A 14,767-nucleotide genomic window follows, 5' to 3' on the forward strand; every position below is an offset into this window, starting at 1 on the left:
ACAGTAACAGGAACCACAATGAGTGAAATGACTCAAACTGCCGAAGAGCAGCCAATTGATGAGTTGGTGGGCTGGGTCAAGCAGCATGATTTTTCATTAAACTTGCCACCAGAGCGCTTAGCATTTTTGATTGCTATCGCAGTACTAAGCAATGAAAGGTTCGATGAAGAGTTGGGCGAGGGTGAATTGCACGATGCATTTACTATCGTCACTCGACTGTTTGAAGATACTGGCGAAGCGTCTGCGTTTCGTGCCAACAACGCCATCAATGAGTTGGTTAAACAGAAGTTGATTAGCCGGTTTACTAGTGAGATCACCGACGGTGCAAGTATTTATCGTCTTTCTCCACTTGCGATCGGAATTTCAGATTATTACTTACGTCACCGTCAATTCTCTAAGTTAAAACTGTCGATTCAACTTTCGATGGTTGCAGATGAGATGGCAAAAGCTATTGAAGCAGCGCAAAAAGGTGGAACTCCAGGACATTGGAGAAAGAACGTTTACGGTGTGCTCAAGTATTCTGTTGGTGAGATTTTCGATCAGATCGATCTTAACCAACGTGTTATGGATGAGCAGCAGCAAACCGTTAAGCAGCAAATTGCCGACCTTTTAAACAAAGATTGGCGAGAGGCGATTAACAACTGTGAAACCTTGCTATCAGAAACCTCGTCCACGCTAAAAGAATTGCAAGACACCTTGCAAGCGGCGGGTGATGAACTGCAAACACAGATCCTCGATATTCAAGAAATTGTTTACGGTGATGATGAACTCGAGTTCGTTGGCGAAACTCTGTTTGGCTTGCAGATGAAGCTCGACCGAATCACAAGTTGGGGCCAACAAGCGATCGACTTATGGATCGGCTACGACCGCCACGTTCACAAGTTTATCCGTACCGCGATTGATATGGATAAAAACCGAGCCTTTAGCCAACGCTTGCGTCAGTCGGTTACCGACTACTTCGATGCGCCTTGGTTATTGACCTACGCCGATGCCGATAAGCTGACTGATCTTCGTGATGAAGCGCTTGTGCTTCGTGATGACGAAGTGATGGGACAAGCGCCGATCGACGTAGAGTACGAAGAATTTGAGCAAGTGAATGATCTGCTTTCAGAACGAATTGCAGAGATGTTAAAAGCTCACAAACAGCAAGGCGCGCCAATTGACCTTGGCCTTGTGTTACGCGATTACCTCGCAGCACACCCTCGCACACACCATTTTGATTTAGCCAGAATTGTTGTCGACCAAGCCGTGCGCTTAGGTTACTCAGAGTCTGACTATCAGGCTATTCAGCCAGATTGGCAGGCAATCAACGATTTCGGTGCAAAGGTACAAGCAAATGTCATTAACAAGTACTGATGATTACATGCCAGAGAAACTGGTAAAAGCGATAGCGAACCCATTGTTCCCTGCGCTAGACAGCATGCTGCGTTCAGGCAAGCATGTTTCAACCGAAGACCTAGATAACCACGCGTTGCTGTCTGACTTTGAAGTTGAGCTTCAGCATTTCTACCAACGCTACAACACCGAGCTTGTGAAAGCGCCAGAAGGCTTCTTTTACCTGCGTCCGCGTTCTACGTCTCTGATTGGTCGTAGTGTATTGTCTGAGCTAGACATGTTGGTTGGTAAAGTGTTGTGTTTCTTATACCTAAGCCCAGAACGCCTTGCTCATGAAGGTATCTTCACCAACCAAGAGCTGTTTGATGAGTTGATGTCGTTAGCGGATGAGAAAAAACTCATGAAGCTAGCAACAAACCGTGCGTCTGGTTCTGACCTAGACAAAGAAAAGCTGTTTGAAAAAGTGCGTACTTCTCTACGTCGCTTACGTCGTATCGGCATGCTGATTGCGATTGGCGAAACGGGAAAATTCCGTATCAGCGAAGCGGTATTCCGCTTTGGTGCTGACGTTCGTGTTGGCGATGACATGAAAGAAGCGCAATTACGTCTTATCCGTGATGGTGAAGCTGTAGTTCATACCCAAGAGCCAAACCAAGGCAGCTTGCTAAATGAAGAACAAGCGGAAACTGTATCAGAAGTAGATTCAGACGTAGACGAAAACGGTCAACAAGACATTTTTAACGATCAAGCCGGCTTTGACCTTGAGTCAAATGATGGCGAACAAACAAAAGTAGAAGGTGAAGCATGATTGAAAGAGGTAAGTATCAATCATTAACCATGGTCAACTGGAACGGTTTCTTCGCACGTACTTTTGATATTGATGGATTGGTTACAACGCTTTCTGGCGGTAACGGTGCAGGTAAGTCGACCACAATGGCGGCATTCATCACAGCACTGATCCCAGACCAAAGCCTTCTGCATTTCCGTAATACAACGGAAGCGGGCAGTTCGCAGTCATCTCGTGATAAAGGCCTTTACGGTAAGCTTCAACCTGGCGCATGTTATGCGGCGCTAGATGTTGTGAACTCTCGTAATCAACGCCTGTTGTTTGCAGTAAAACTGCAGCAAGTTGCGGGTCGTGACAAGAAAGTAGACATCAAGCCGTTCGTTATCCAAGGCCTTCCTAGCCATGTGAAACCAACGGATGTACTGATTCAGAACGTTTCAGACAGCCACGCTCGTGTATGTCAATTGAACGATGTGAAAGCAGCAGTTGCACAATACGAAGGCGCTCACTTTAAAGCATTCTCTTCTATTGTTGATTATCACTCACAGATGTTTGAGTACGGTGTAGTACCGAAGAAACTGCGTAACAGCAGCGACCGTTCTAAGTTCTACCGTCTAATTGAAGCATCACTTTACGGTGGTATCTCAAGTGCGATTACACGTTCTCTGCGTGATTACCTTCTACCGCAAAATGGTGGTGTGAAGAAAGCATTCCAAGATATGGAATCGGCACTGCGCGAGAACCGCATGACGCTAGAAGCGATCAAGACAACTCAGTCGGATCGTGACTTGTTCAAGCACTTGATCACGGAATCGACCAATTACGTGGCAGCAGATTACATGCGCCATGCCAACGATCGTCGCAACAAGCTTGATCAAACCATGAAGTTCCGTGGTGAACTGTTTGGTTCTCGTGAAACCTTGCTTGATCAAAACAACTTGTTGAACCGCGTTCAAGAAGAACTAGAGTTACTTGTCGACCAAGAATCGGCACTAGAGCAAGATTACCAAGCGGCTTCGGATCATCTTCAGTTGGTTCAAACTGCACTTCGCCAGCAAGAGAAAATTGCTCGTTATAGCGAAGATCTAGAAGAGCTTAATGAGCGTCTAGAAGAGCAGATGATGGTGGTTGAAGAAGCTCAAGAGCGAGTACTTCTTGCTGAAGAGCAGGCAACCATTACTGAAGAAGAAGTGGATAGCCTGAAAACTCAGCTTGCTGATTACCAACAAGCGTTGGATGTTCAGCAGACTCGTGCACTTCAATACCAGCAAGCGGTTCAAGCATTAGAGAAAACTAAGCAGCTGCTTGGTGATGAATCTATCACTGCAGAAAGCGCATCAACCTTGGTTTCAGAGCTAAAAGCACAGGAAGAATCAAGTACTCAAACTCTACTGGCGACGAAACATAAGCTCGACATGTCTTCTGCTGCCTCTGCACAGTTCGACAAAGCGCTGTCTCTTGTTAAGAGCATTGTTGGCGATGTTGAGCGTAAAGATGCGTCTCACAGTGCTAAACAAGCCCTAGAAAAAGGCCGCAATGCCAAACACGTTGTTGAAAATGAACAACAGTGGCGTGCTCAGCACCGCGATATAGCTCGTGATGTAGCACAGCAGCGTCAAGCAAAAGAGCTTGCGATCGAATATCAAAAACAACATAACGTTTCGCTGACTGACGAAGCGGTTTTCGATGAAGAACGCGAACGTCATACCATGCAGATCGAGTCTCTAGAGTACGCTCAAGAAGAACTGCGTGAAGCGAAGAGTGAGCAACGTCGTGTACAACTAAACTACGACCAAGAGATTCAGAAGCTTGAATCAATTGCTCCGGCGTGGATTACAGCTAACGATGCACTTGAAGCGCTAAGAGACCAAACAGAAGCTGAGCTAGAAGACAGCCAAGCAGTGATGACTCAAATGCAGCAAGTGCTTGAAGACGAAAAGTCTCAAGCAGTAGCAAAAGATCAGCTAGCCACTCGCCGCGCTGAACTTGAGCAAGAAATTGAGCGTTTAGCATCTCCAGGTGGTTCAAACGATCCTCGCTTGAAGGGCCTAGCAGATACCCTTGGTGGTGTGCTGCTTTCTGAGATCTACGATGATATCACCATTGGCGATGCACCCTACTTCAGTGCGATGTACGGTCCAGCTCGTCATGCGATTGTGGTCTCTGATTTGGATGGCATTAAAGAGAAACTGGTCGATCTTGATGACTGTCCAGAAGACCTTTATATCCTAGAAGGCGATGTAGACGCGTTTGATGATAGTTCATTCAATGCCGATGAGCTTGAAGGTGCGGTGTGTGTTCAACTGAACGATCGCCAAATGCGTTACTCTCGCTTCCCTGAGATCCCGCTATTTGGCCGTGCGGCTCGTGAACAACGCCTAGAAAAATTGCGTGAAGAGCGTAATGTGGTCGTTGAAAACCACGCCAAAGCCGCGTTTGACTCTCAAAAATTGAATCGACTATACCAAGCATTTAATAGCTTTGTTGCGAAGCATCTGCACGTTGCGTTTAACGCAGACCCAGAACAAACACTAGCTGCGATTCGTGATAAGCGTAATCAAATTGTTCGTTCTCTGGCTGAGCTTAACTCTAAAGAGCAGCAGCAACGCAGTCAGCTTCTACAAAGCAAGCAGGCACTTGGTGCATTAGATAAATTAGCGCCAATGGTTCGTATTTTAGAAGACGAAACATTGGCTGATCGCTTAGCTGAATTGGAAGCGCAACTAGAGCGTTTAAGTGAAGCCAAGTCTTACTTGAATACTCACGGTAAAGCGCTTACTTCTCTAGAGCAAATCGTATCTGCACTAGACGTTGACCCGGAGCAGTTCGAAGCTTTGGAAGCCGAATATCGTCAAGCAGACAACGCGCTACAAACGCTAAAAGGTAAAGTGTTCGCGCTGTCTGATTTGATTGAGCGTCGTCACTACTTTGCTTACGCGGACTCTGTTGATTTGCTTAATAAAAGCAGTGAACTGAGCGAGCAATTAAAAGCGAAATTGGTTCAAGCTGAACAAGCAAGAACTAAAGGCCGCGATGGCTTGAAGCAAGCTCGCGAACAGATGAACCAATACAACCAAGTATTGGCGGCACTGAAGAGCTCACATCAAGCGAAACAAGAAACGGTTCAAGAGTTCAAACAAGAGCTACAAGAGTTTGGCGTAAACGCTGATGAAGGCGCTGAAGAGCGTGCTGTACGTCGTCGTGACGAGCTTCAAGAACGTTTGCACACGTCTCGCAGCCGTAAGAGCGAATACGAGCGTACGATTACGTCAACAGAGCTTGAGATGAAAGCACTGGCTAAGCGTCTTAAGAAAGTACAGAAAGAGTACACAGAGCTTCGTGCCTTTGTAGTTGCAGCCAAAGCTGGCTGGTGTTCAGTACTTCGCTTAGCTCGTGAAAATGATGTTGAACGTCGCCTACACAAGCGTGAACTGGCATACCTAACGGCGGGCGAGCTTCGCTCTATGTCGGATAAATCACTGGGTGCGCTACGTCTGGCTGTCGCTGACAATGACGATTTACGTGATTCACTGCGTTTATCTGAAGACAACGCACATCCAGAGCGTAAGGTTCTGTTCTACATTGCGGTTTACCAGCACCTCCGTGAGCGTATTCGCCAAGACATCATTCATACGGATGATCCGGTCGAAGCAATCGAAGAGATGGAAGTAGAGCTAGCTCGACTAACAGAAGAACTGACGCAGCGTGAAAACCGCCTGGCGATTAGCTCTGAGTCAGTAGCTAGTATCATCAAGAAAACGATTCAGCGCGAGCAGAACCGTATTCGAATGCTGAACCAAGGTCTGTCTAACATTTACTTTGGTCAGGTTAAGGGCGTACGTCTGAACGTTAAGATCCGTGAAAGCCACGAGATCTTGCTATCAGGGTTAGCGACTCAACAAGAACAACATAAAGACTTGTTCGAATCAACGCGCTTTACTTTCTCAGAAGCGATGGCGAAGTTGTTCCAACGTGTGAACCCACATATCGACACGGGTCAACGTTCTCCGCAAGTTCTGGGTGAAGAGTTACTCGATTACCGTAACTACCTAGAGCTGAGTGTTGAAGTTAACCGTGGTTCAGATGGTTGGTTACAAGCAGAATCTGGTGCATTGTCTACAGGTGAAGCGATCGGCACTGGTCAATCAATCCTATTGATGGTTATTCAGAGCTGGGAAGAAGAGTCTCGTCGACTTCGTAGTAAAGACATCGTTCCATGTCGTTTGTTGTTCCTTGATGAAGCCGCACGTCTGGATTCTAAGTCGATCTCTACGCTGTTTGAACTGTGTGACCGTTTAGGTATGCAACTTCTGATTGCTGCGCCAGAGAACATTAGCCCAGAGAAAGGCACAACCTACAAACTGGTTCGGAAGGTCTTCAAAGACCACGAACATGTACACGTTGTTGGACTAAGAGGCTTTGCCCAAAACAAACCGGCATCTACGGTGCAAGAGCTTCTCGAAGAAGCTGAGCAATAACCTTGATAGCCGAGTTATTACCTTGATAGCTAAGCTATAAGCTCGATAGCGCCTCGATGATATTTATTCAAAGCCCCTAATCAATAGGGGCTTTTTTGTACCTCAAATCTTACTCCTTACAAGTTATCCAGCCCTCTATCATTCATACGTTTTCCTATATTCATGCAACTGTTGTTTCAGTCTTTCTCATGCACGGATAAGACCGCTCATACCTTGTGGGTATTATCAATGGAACTTGTTTGAGGTCACACGCACAAAACCACAAATAATGTATGGTAATGACATAGATTTAATAATATTAATAATATTGTATTACTTATTTTTCAATTGTTGATAACTCGCAAATTTGCGAAAGGTAAAGGCAGGGCATAGTTATGATTCAAATCGTCATTGATGGGAAATTTCGAATCGTCGAACAAGGACAAACCGTTCTTGAAGCGGCAAAAACATGTGGTTTGGAGATTCCATCTTTATGTGGTTTGAACAAAACAGCGGATAAAGTACCGTGTGATTTGTGTGTTGTTGAGGTAGATGGCGTTGGTGTGACTCGCTCTTGTGAGCTTGAAGTGTCTAATGGGTTGGAGATTACGACTCAGTCAAAGCAACTGACTGTTCATCGACAAGAAGCACTAAATCGTATAATGACAGATCATTACGCTGACTGTGAGGCGCCATGCCAAACGGCTTGTCCTGCTGGGGTCGATATCCAATCTTACCTGCACCATATTGCTCAAAATGATCACATTAAAGCGATTGAAGTGATTAAAAAGACATTACCAATGCCACTTTCAATTGGTCGTGTGTGTCCTGCTTTTTGTGAAACTGAATGTCGTCGTAATTTGGTCGATGAATCGATCGCGATTCGCCAACTCAAGCGACACGCTGCCGATGCTGACTTAGCGGCTCAAGAGAGCTATATGCCAGCTAAGAAACCAAATAAGGGTAAGAGCATCGCAATTGTCGGCAGTGGCCCTGGCGGTCTTACTGCAGGTTATTATCTATCTAACGAAGGCTATGACGTCAGTGTCTATGAATCGATGCCCAAAGCAGGTGGTTGGCTGCGTTATGGTATCCCTGAATATCGTTTACCTAAGTCGATTTTAGATAAAGAAATCGAACTCATGTGTCGTAATGGAATGGTGGTTGAGTGTGACAAAAAACTGGGCGTCGATTTTACACTGTCTGATTTAAGCAACGGTTTCGATGCCGTTTGTTTAGCGGTTGGTGCATCGCAAGCGGTTGAAATGAACTATCTGGGTAGCGAGCTCGGCGGTTGCTATTTGGGTGTCGATTACCTTAAAGATTACGTGACCGATCAGCAGTATGTCACAGGAAAAAAGGTAGCAGTGATCGGTGGCGGTAACACTGCAATTGACTGTGCTCGAACAGCGGTACGTGATGGCGCTGATACCACGCTGATTTACCGTCGCACTCGAGATGAAATGCCAGCAGAAGATTACGAAATAGAAGAAGCTGAACATGAAGGTGTGAAGTTCCACTTTTTGACTAACCCGGCAGAAAACATAGCCGATGAAAATGGCCATGTAACAGAGATAAGATTGGAGCGTATGGCTTTAGGTCCTGCTGATGCTTCAGGTCGTCGTAGCCCTAAACCAACCGGCGAATTCTTTGCTGAAGCATTTGATACCGTTATTGCTGCAGTATCGCAAAAGCCTGATCTAAGCTTTATGGATAACGAAGAGATTGATATTCCACTGACACGTTGGAATACCGCGGACGCTGATCCGCAGACGATGTATACGGGCACTGGTAATATATTTAGTATTGGTGACTTTCGACGTGGTCCTGCGACGGCAGTAGAAGCGATAGGAGATGGGCGTATTGCTGCGCAAGCGATTGACCGATTCTTCAACGGTGATATGGAAAATATTCCCGCTAAACCGTTCAACTCAAGAAAGCACAAGCAGCTAAAAGCAGTCGATCCTGAGCAATACAAATCTATACAGCGCATGGCGCGTAAAACCATGCCAGAGCTCACCCCAGAACAACGCGAGCAAAGCTTCGATGAAGTCGAAACAGGCTTTGATAATGCAGATGCAATAGCGGAAGCAGCGAGATGCCTAGAATGTGGCTGCCAAGTAAATACAGATTGTGATCTGAGAGATTATTCGACTGAATACAAGGCCACGCAAACACATCCAGAGTACAAAATCGATGTGGCTTCGAATGAGAACTGGCAGGTGATTCGTGCAGAGGAATCCAAAGTTGGTTCGACACGGCAGAAGTTCGCTGTCGATGACAGTTCTGAATTCATCATCTTTGACGCCAACCGCTGCATCAGTTGTGGTCAGTGTATCCAAGCTTGTCGCGAACAGAATGTTCATGGTGTTCTAAGCTTCATGAATCAGTCAAATGGCAAGCCAGCATCAAGGCCTGAGTGTCGCCCTAATTTTGGAGCAGACAAGACACTAATGGGTGATTCTAACTGTGTTCAATGTGGCTCTTGTATTCAGGCTTGTCCTACCGGTGCGATGGTGGATGCGCGTGATAGAAAGCAAGGTGACACCGATACTCTTAAGAAAGTCGATACTATCTGCACCTACTGTGGTGTGGGTTGTAAGCTAACCATGCACGTTGATGAAAAGCAAAATAAGATTCGCTACATCGAAGGCGCAAACTCTCCGGTTAATGAAGGCATGTTGTGTGTTAAAGGCCGATTTGGTTTTGATTTTGTTGGTAGTGATGCACGCTTAACTACGCCGCTAATACGCAAAGATGGTTGGTTACAACCTGCTAGTTGGGATGAAGCGATTGCGCTCATTGCAGATAAGTTTACCGCGATTAAACAAGGTTTTGGTAGCAATGCCTTGGCGGGCTTCTCGTCAGCTAAAACGACTAACGAAGATAACTATGCATTCCAAAAATTCATACGTCGAGAACTTGGAACTAACAACGTCGACCACTGTGCTCGTCTTTGTCATGCTTCGACTGTTACAGGTTTAGAGGCTTCGCTGGGCAGCGGTGCAATGACCAATGATATTCCAAGTATCAAGCACTCAGATGTGATTTTTATTATAGGTTCAGACACGACTTCAGCACACCCAATTATAGGCTCACATATCAAGCAAGCGGTGAGACATGGTGGAGCGCGATTGATCGTCGCTGATCCAAAACGAATCGATATTTCGGACCATGCGGAACTCTACTTAGCGCATCGCCCGGGTACTGATGTGATGCTGATTAATGGTGTGATGCAGCAGATCATCAAACACGGTTGGTATGACCAAGATTATATCGAAGATCGTGTGGATGGCTTTGATACCTTGCTCCAAGAGGTCATGTCACCAAGCTACTCTCTCGATAAAGTGGAATTGGTGACTGGCGTTAAAGCGGAAGACATCTTCGCAATGGCACGTTTGATTGGTACTGCAGAGCGCACAGCGGTGTATTACTCGATGGGGATTACACAACACACCACAGGCCACGACAATGTACGCTCAATCGCTAACCTGCAACTTTTGTGTGGCAACATTGGTATTGAAGGTGGTGGTATTAACCCTTTACGCGGACAATCTAACGTGCAAGGTGCTTGTGATATGGGGGCTTTGCCAAACAACTTGCCGGGTTATCAAAAGGTTTATAACCCGATGGTGCGCCAGAAGTTTGCGATGGAGTGGGGTGTTTCCGAACTTCCTGCTGAAACGGGCTTAACGCTTACTGAAATTATTGATGGCGCCTGCCATCGGAATGTCCGCGGTTTGTACGTAATGGGTGAAAACCCTGTGCTCAGTGACCCAAATCAAGCGCATGTAATTGAAGGGCTTGAAGCTTTAGATTTCCTTGTGGTCCAAGACATTTTCTTAACCGAAACGGCGCAGTATGCTGATGTTGTTTTACCATCTTGCTCGTTTGCTGAAAAATCTGGCCACTTCACCAATACAGAGCGTCGTGTTCAGCGTATTAATGCTGCGGTTAATCCACCCGGTAATGCGAAAGAAGATTGGGTGATTATCCAAATGCTGGCCAATGCAATGGGCGGTGGTTGGGACTATAAAACCGTTGCCGATATCACCAATGAGATAGCACGTGTAACACCACAGTATGGTGGTTTACGTTGGGAGAATATTACGGTCAATGGCGTGCAATGGCCGAGTAATAAGAATAACCCTGATGGCACTCGTATCATGCACCAGACCCAATTTACCCGTGGGCGTGGTCAAATGGAGGCGATTCCGTTTAGATACGCTGCGGAGTTACCGGATGAAGAGTATCCGTTAGTTCTAACGACAGGGCGTATCCTAGAGCAATTCCATACAGGTACTATGACGCGTAAAACCAAAGGCCTGGATAACTTAGCGGGGCCACGTGCCATGGTGAGTATTCATGATGCTGAAGCGTTAGGCATTTCGAATGGTCAGATGCTCAAGGTATCAACGCGTCGTGGGGAAATAGAAATCGCGGCTTTTGTAACTAAGCGAATGCAAAAGGGCGTGGTATTTATTCCATTCCATTTTGTCGAATCACCGGTTAACCGTTTAACGACGACAGCGACGGATCCACACGCGAAGATCCCTGAGTTTAAGGTGGCGGCTGTGCGAATTGATCCCATTCGTGAGCCTGAGAGTGAAGTAGCAGAGGCTTCGCTCGGTTCGTTAAGTTAAATTACAGGTATTAAAAAACCGCGTAACTCTCAGAGCTATGCGGTTTTTTATTGAGCTAGATTCAGTATAAATTACTTGCTCAGTCGTTTGGCTTTTTATTAGATGAGCTTAGCTCGGAACTATTTCGTTTCCGTGAACACCAAACTGCTTAGCAGCGTAGGCAACACGCTCTGCAGGTTTAGGATATTCAGCGGGTGTGCCTAGGTTTTCAATATGATGCAAGCGAGGTAATAAACCAGCACCGTTTGCAATTTGTATTGCCAATCCAGGACGAGCATTGAGCTCCAGTACCATTGGGCCTTCTTCTTGGTCTAAAACCATGTCCGTCCCCATGTAGCCTAACCCCGTCATTTCCCAAGCACTTGATGCAAGGGTCAGCAGTTTCTCCCAATGCGGCACCTGAAGTAGCGCCAACTCTTTACCCGTATCTGGGTGGTGTGTCACTGGATGGTCAAACTGAACCGCACGAACGGCCTTGCCGGTTGCGATACAAATACCGACACCCACAGCACCTTGGTGCAAGTTCGCCTTACCATCAGATGCGGAAGTGGATAGACGCATCATTGCCATTACAGGGTAGCCCTTGAATACAATGATTCGAACATCTGGCACACCCTCGTAACTGAAGCCGTCAAAACACTCATCGAACTTAATCAGGTTTTCAACTACAGCGACATCATTCTTACCACCGAGTGAGAAAAGGCCAGCTAGCGCGTTACTGATGTGGCGCTCTACATCTTCTTCATTAATGGTTGAACCGGATGGTTTGGTATAAACGCCGTCCTTATGAGAGGTAACAACAAGAATGCCTTTACCGCCACTACCTTGAGCTGGCTTGATTACAAAACCTGGCCACTCTTTAACCATCTTGTGGATTGTTTTTACTTCAGCTTGATGACCAATCACGCCAATCAACTTTGGTACGGTTGCACCTGCTTGTTCAGCAATGATCTTAGTCTTAAGCTTGTCATCAACCAGTGGATACTTGGAACGATCATTGTAGCGACCAATATAACTATGGTTACGCTTGTTCATCCCCATTATGCCTTTGTCTTTCAACTTAAACGGTGAAGTAAATTGATCAAACATAACTTAGTCCTCCGCTAGCGGTTTAAAGCGACGAAGCTCTGTTAGACGGTAGCCTGTATAGTTACCTAGTAGCAAGATGGTCGCTAGAATAACAAGCTGTAAACCAATAAAGTTAAACGTTAAGTGTTGAATGAATGGGTTAGTCATACCTAGGTAAACAAGAACCGCAGTAAATAGAGAGCCGCCGCCTTGCAGTACGACTTCTTTCGCACCTTCTTCTTCCCATAGGATAGACATACGTTCGATAGTCCAAGATAGGATGATCATTGGGAAGAACGTAATGGATAGCCCTTCAGTTAACCCTACTTTAAACGCGACCACAGTAAACACGGAGATAATCATGATCACCGTAATGATTACGGCGGATATCCTTGCAACCAATAAGAGGTTGAGTTTGGACAAGTAACTGCGTATGACAAGACCTGTACCGACAATTAATAGGAAGCCGACAATACCGGTTACAAGTTGAGTTTGAACAAACGCTACCGCAATCAGTACCGGCATGAACGTACCAGACGTTTTCAAACCGATGATGACGCGTAAGAACACAACAATTAGGGCACCGATAGGGATCAGCATGATGGTTTTAAACATCGCTTGTTCTTCTAACGGTAGGCTGTGGATTGATAAGTTCAATAGCTGATCAGCTGATACTTTGCTGTTGGTTGCTTCAGTTGGCGAAACCTCTTGAGCAATCATAGAGAAGTGAACTTTACTGTTCTGGCCACCTACAACGTCCAATAGAGATACGTTCGACTCATCCCAGATGAGTAGGTTTTGTTGCACTTGTTGTTGGCTTGATTCAGGAGAGAATAAAATCCATTGGTCATTATCCCAAATTTGAATCATGTTCTGGATGGATTGACGACGGCGTCCATCTTCCAGTTCGATAACACCAACCACTTTGTTGTGTATTTTTGCTGCTGAAAGTAGCTTGTGTGTCGCCTCTACTTTCGTCATGTTGTTCAGAATCAGCGCTGAGTTTTGGCTGTCAGGATCGTTAAGCGTTTTGATTAGCTCACGAGTGAACGTTAGATTGTCAGCTGAACGTTTAGTCGCTCTATCGATCAATGCAAGAGATGCCGCTTCCTCTGGACCGTCGAAACTTGGCTGTGTAACTTCCCCCTCTGGTGGGGTATCGTTCACTTTTGCTTGGTTGTCGACTAAGAATTGTGTTTTGTAGTAGATGGTTTGCGGTCCATCTGCATAGCGAATAGACCACTCTGCACGGCGACCTGATTCAGTATTCAAATAAGAAATACCGTAACCTGGTGATGAAGCCGATTCGCCGATAAGCGTATAGTTAGACTGAGTATGAGGAGCGGCTAGTGAAACTTTTGCTTCTTTACCTACTGCGTTGAACTCGATGCGAGCTTCAACATCCCAAACTTGCCTGGTTTCCCCTGGAGTCCAAGGTACGCCGTAGGTGGTATGTCTGAACATACTCAACGTTATACCTGCTACGATGAGCAGGAAAATAGAGATATAAAATGGAATTCTAGACGTCATAGCTTACCCTACTATTGTTATTTAACTTCCGTTTGTACGTACTTTTTACTTACATCTACTAGCGCTATGTCTTTGATAAATTCGCGCCCCAGTAATACAGGGTGACTCATTTGAGAGCGATCCGCCAATGTAAATTGCGCTTTTTCATGGATTTTTCCAACTTTCACCCATAATTCGATCACAGCTCGACGTTCTGCTTGATCATTGGTTGATTGACGGATTTTTACATAACGTACAACAGGTGCTTCAATCCATTTCTGGTCTTCTACGGCTTGTGCTTTATCGTCTAGATGGAACTTAACCCAATTCTTACCATCACGTTCGAATTCTTTGACGTCGACAGCGTTCAAAGAAGAAGTCGTTGCGCCAGTATCAACACGAGCATCAAAGCTCTGCTTGATAGAGTCAATAGATACTTTTTCGATTCCTCCAAGAATGGTTGGCTGCAATGTTGGGGCAATAGGTGCCGCAGCAACCGCAACCGGTTCCTCTTCCGTTAACTCTTCAATAACGCGGTGTTCCATGTTTGTTAGATGAACATCTAATTGATTAGATAGGGTAGTGATTTCATCTTCTAAGCTTTCAATGTAATCACTTTGATTGCTTAGTTGCAGTTCAAGATTTTGAACCTTATTTGCGATGTTTGTCTCTGAGCGGGAAATAGCGTCGAGAGTTTCTTGGTGGTAGGCCGCACCGTTTGTCAGGGTACAGCCAGAGAGCAAACCAACCGCCACAATTGGCGATAATCGCTTAAACATAAAAAAACCTTTGAAAATTAGAGAATAGTTCAGACTATTTAAGAGTTTAGCCCACAAAAAAGGATGCGTGAAGCATCCTATTGTAAGAGTCTGGTCATATTGAATCGCAATGTGAGCGCTGCGCCAATTATTGCTATTTGAAATAGCTCACTTATTAAACATAAGTCAACTTTTGTTCAATTTACGCTC

The 14,767-nt window shown here is 45.6% G+C and carries 7 protein-coding genes; 4 read left to right on the forward strand and 3 right to left on the reverse strand.

All coding sequences use genetic code 11. The features are described 5' to 3' along the window. The first annotated feature begins 18 nt into the window (after positions 1-18). The 4 genes from mukF to fdhF all read left to right on the forward strand — a co-directional run bounded on the left by mukF (position 19) and on the right by fdhF (position 11,222). The gene (gene mukF, locus IQO02_RS11230) at positions 19-1,356 is read left to right on the forward strand and encodes a chromosome partition protein MukF (protein ID WP_016783842.1); all 1,338 of its coding nucleotides are present in this window, start codon (positions 19-21) and stop codon (positions 1,354-1,356) included. After that, positions 1,337-2,143, forward strand: coding sequence for a chromosome partition protein MukE (gene mukE / locus IQO02_RS11235; protein ID WP_016768409.1), 807 nt, complete (start codon positions 1,337-1,339; stop codon positions 2,141-2,143). The genes mukF and mukE overlap by 20 nt, the downstream gene beginning before the upstream one ends. Beyond that, positions 2,140-6,600 carry a chromosome partition protein MukB gene (gene mukB, locus IQO02_RS11240; RefSeq protein ID WP_193838541.1) on the forward strand — a complete coding sequence of 1,487 codons (4,461 nt, stop codon included), beginning with the start codon at positions 2,140-2,142 and terminating at the stop codon, positions 6,598-6,600. Before mukE ends, mukB begins: the two co-directional genes overlap by 4 nt. A 374-nt stretch (positions 6,601-6,974) precedes the next feature. Continuing rightward, positions 6,975-11,222 carry a formate dehydrogenase subunit alpha gene (gene fdhF, locus IQO02_RS11245; protein WP_193838542.1) on the forward strand — a complete coding sequence of 1,416 codons (4,248 nt, stop codon included), beginning with the start codon at positions 6,975-6,977 and terminating at the stop codon, positions 11,220-11,222. Positions 11,223-11,330: 108 nt separating this feature from the next. On the opposite strand, the gene IQO02_RS11250 is transcribed toward fdhF, so the two are convergent. The 3 genes from IQO02_RS11250 to IQO02_RS11260 are packed head-to-tail and all read right to left on the reverse strand — an operon-like array spanning position 11,331 to position 14,578. Then, positions 11,331-12,311, reverse strand: coding sequence for an alpha-L-glutamate ligase-like protein (locus IQO02_RS11250; protein WP_010437811.1), 981 nt, complete (start codon positions 12,309-12,311; stop codon positions 11,331-11,333). Positions 12,312-12,314: 3 nt separating this feature from the next. Further along, positions 12,315-13,820 (reverse strand): inactive transglutaminase family protein, encoded by a 1,506-nt coding sequence (locus IQO02_RS11255; RefSeq protein ID WP_016786660.1) that lies wholly within the window; start codon positions 13,818-13,820, stop codon positions 12,315-12,317. Between the two features lie 17 nt (positions 13,821-13,837). Beyond that, a complete protein-coding gene (locus IQO02_RS11260) occupies positions 13,838-14,578 on the reverse strand; it encodes an ATP-dependent zinc protease (protein WP_010437828.1) in 741 nt (246 codons plus the stop codon). Between the last annotated feature and the right edge of the window lie 189 nt (positions 14,579-14,767).

The sequence above is a fragment of the Vibrio sp. OPT24 genome, from assembly GCF_015163545.1.
Taxonomy (GTDB): domain Bacteria; phylum Pseudomonadota; class Gammaproteobacteria; order Enterobacterales; family Vibrionaceae; genus Vibrio; species Vibrio cyclitrophicus.

Coding starts and splice junctions, on each gene's coding strand:
- mukF (WP_016783842.1), top strand. CDS start 19: ATGAGTGAAATGACTCAAACTGCCGAAGAGCAGCCAATTGATGAGTTG.
- mukE (WP_016768409.1), top strand. CDS start 1,337: ATGTCATTAACAAGTACTGATGATTACATGCCAGAGAAACTGGTAAAA.
- mukB (WP_193838541.1), top strand. CDS start 2,140: ATGATTGAAAGAGGTAAGTATCAATCATTAACCATGGTCAACTGGAAC.
- fdhF (WP_193838542.1), top strand. CDS start 6,975: ATGATTCAAATCGTCATTGATGGGAAATTTCGAATCGTCGAACAAGGA.
- IQO02_RS11250 (WP_010437811.1), bottom strand. CDS start 12,311: ATGTTTGATCAATTTACTTCACCGTTTAAGTTGAAAGACAAAGGCATA.
- IQO02_RS11255 (WP_016786660.1), bottom strand. CDS start 13,820: ATGACGTCTAGAATTCCATTTTATATCTCTATTTTCCTGCTCATCGTA.
- IQO02_RS11260 (WP_010437828.1), bottom strand. CDS start 14,578: ATGTTTAAGCGATTATCGCCAATTGTGGCGGTTGGTTTGCTCTCTGGC.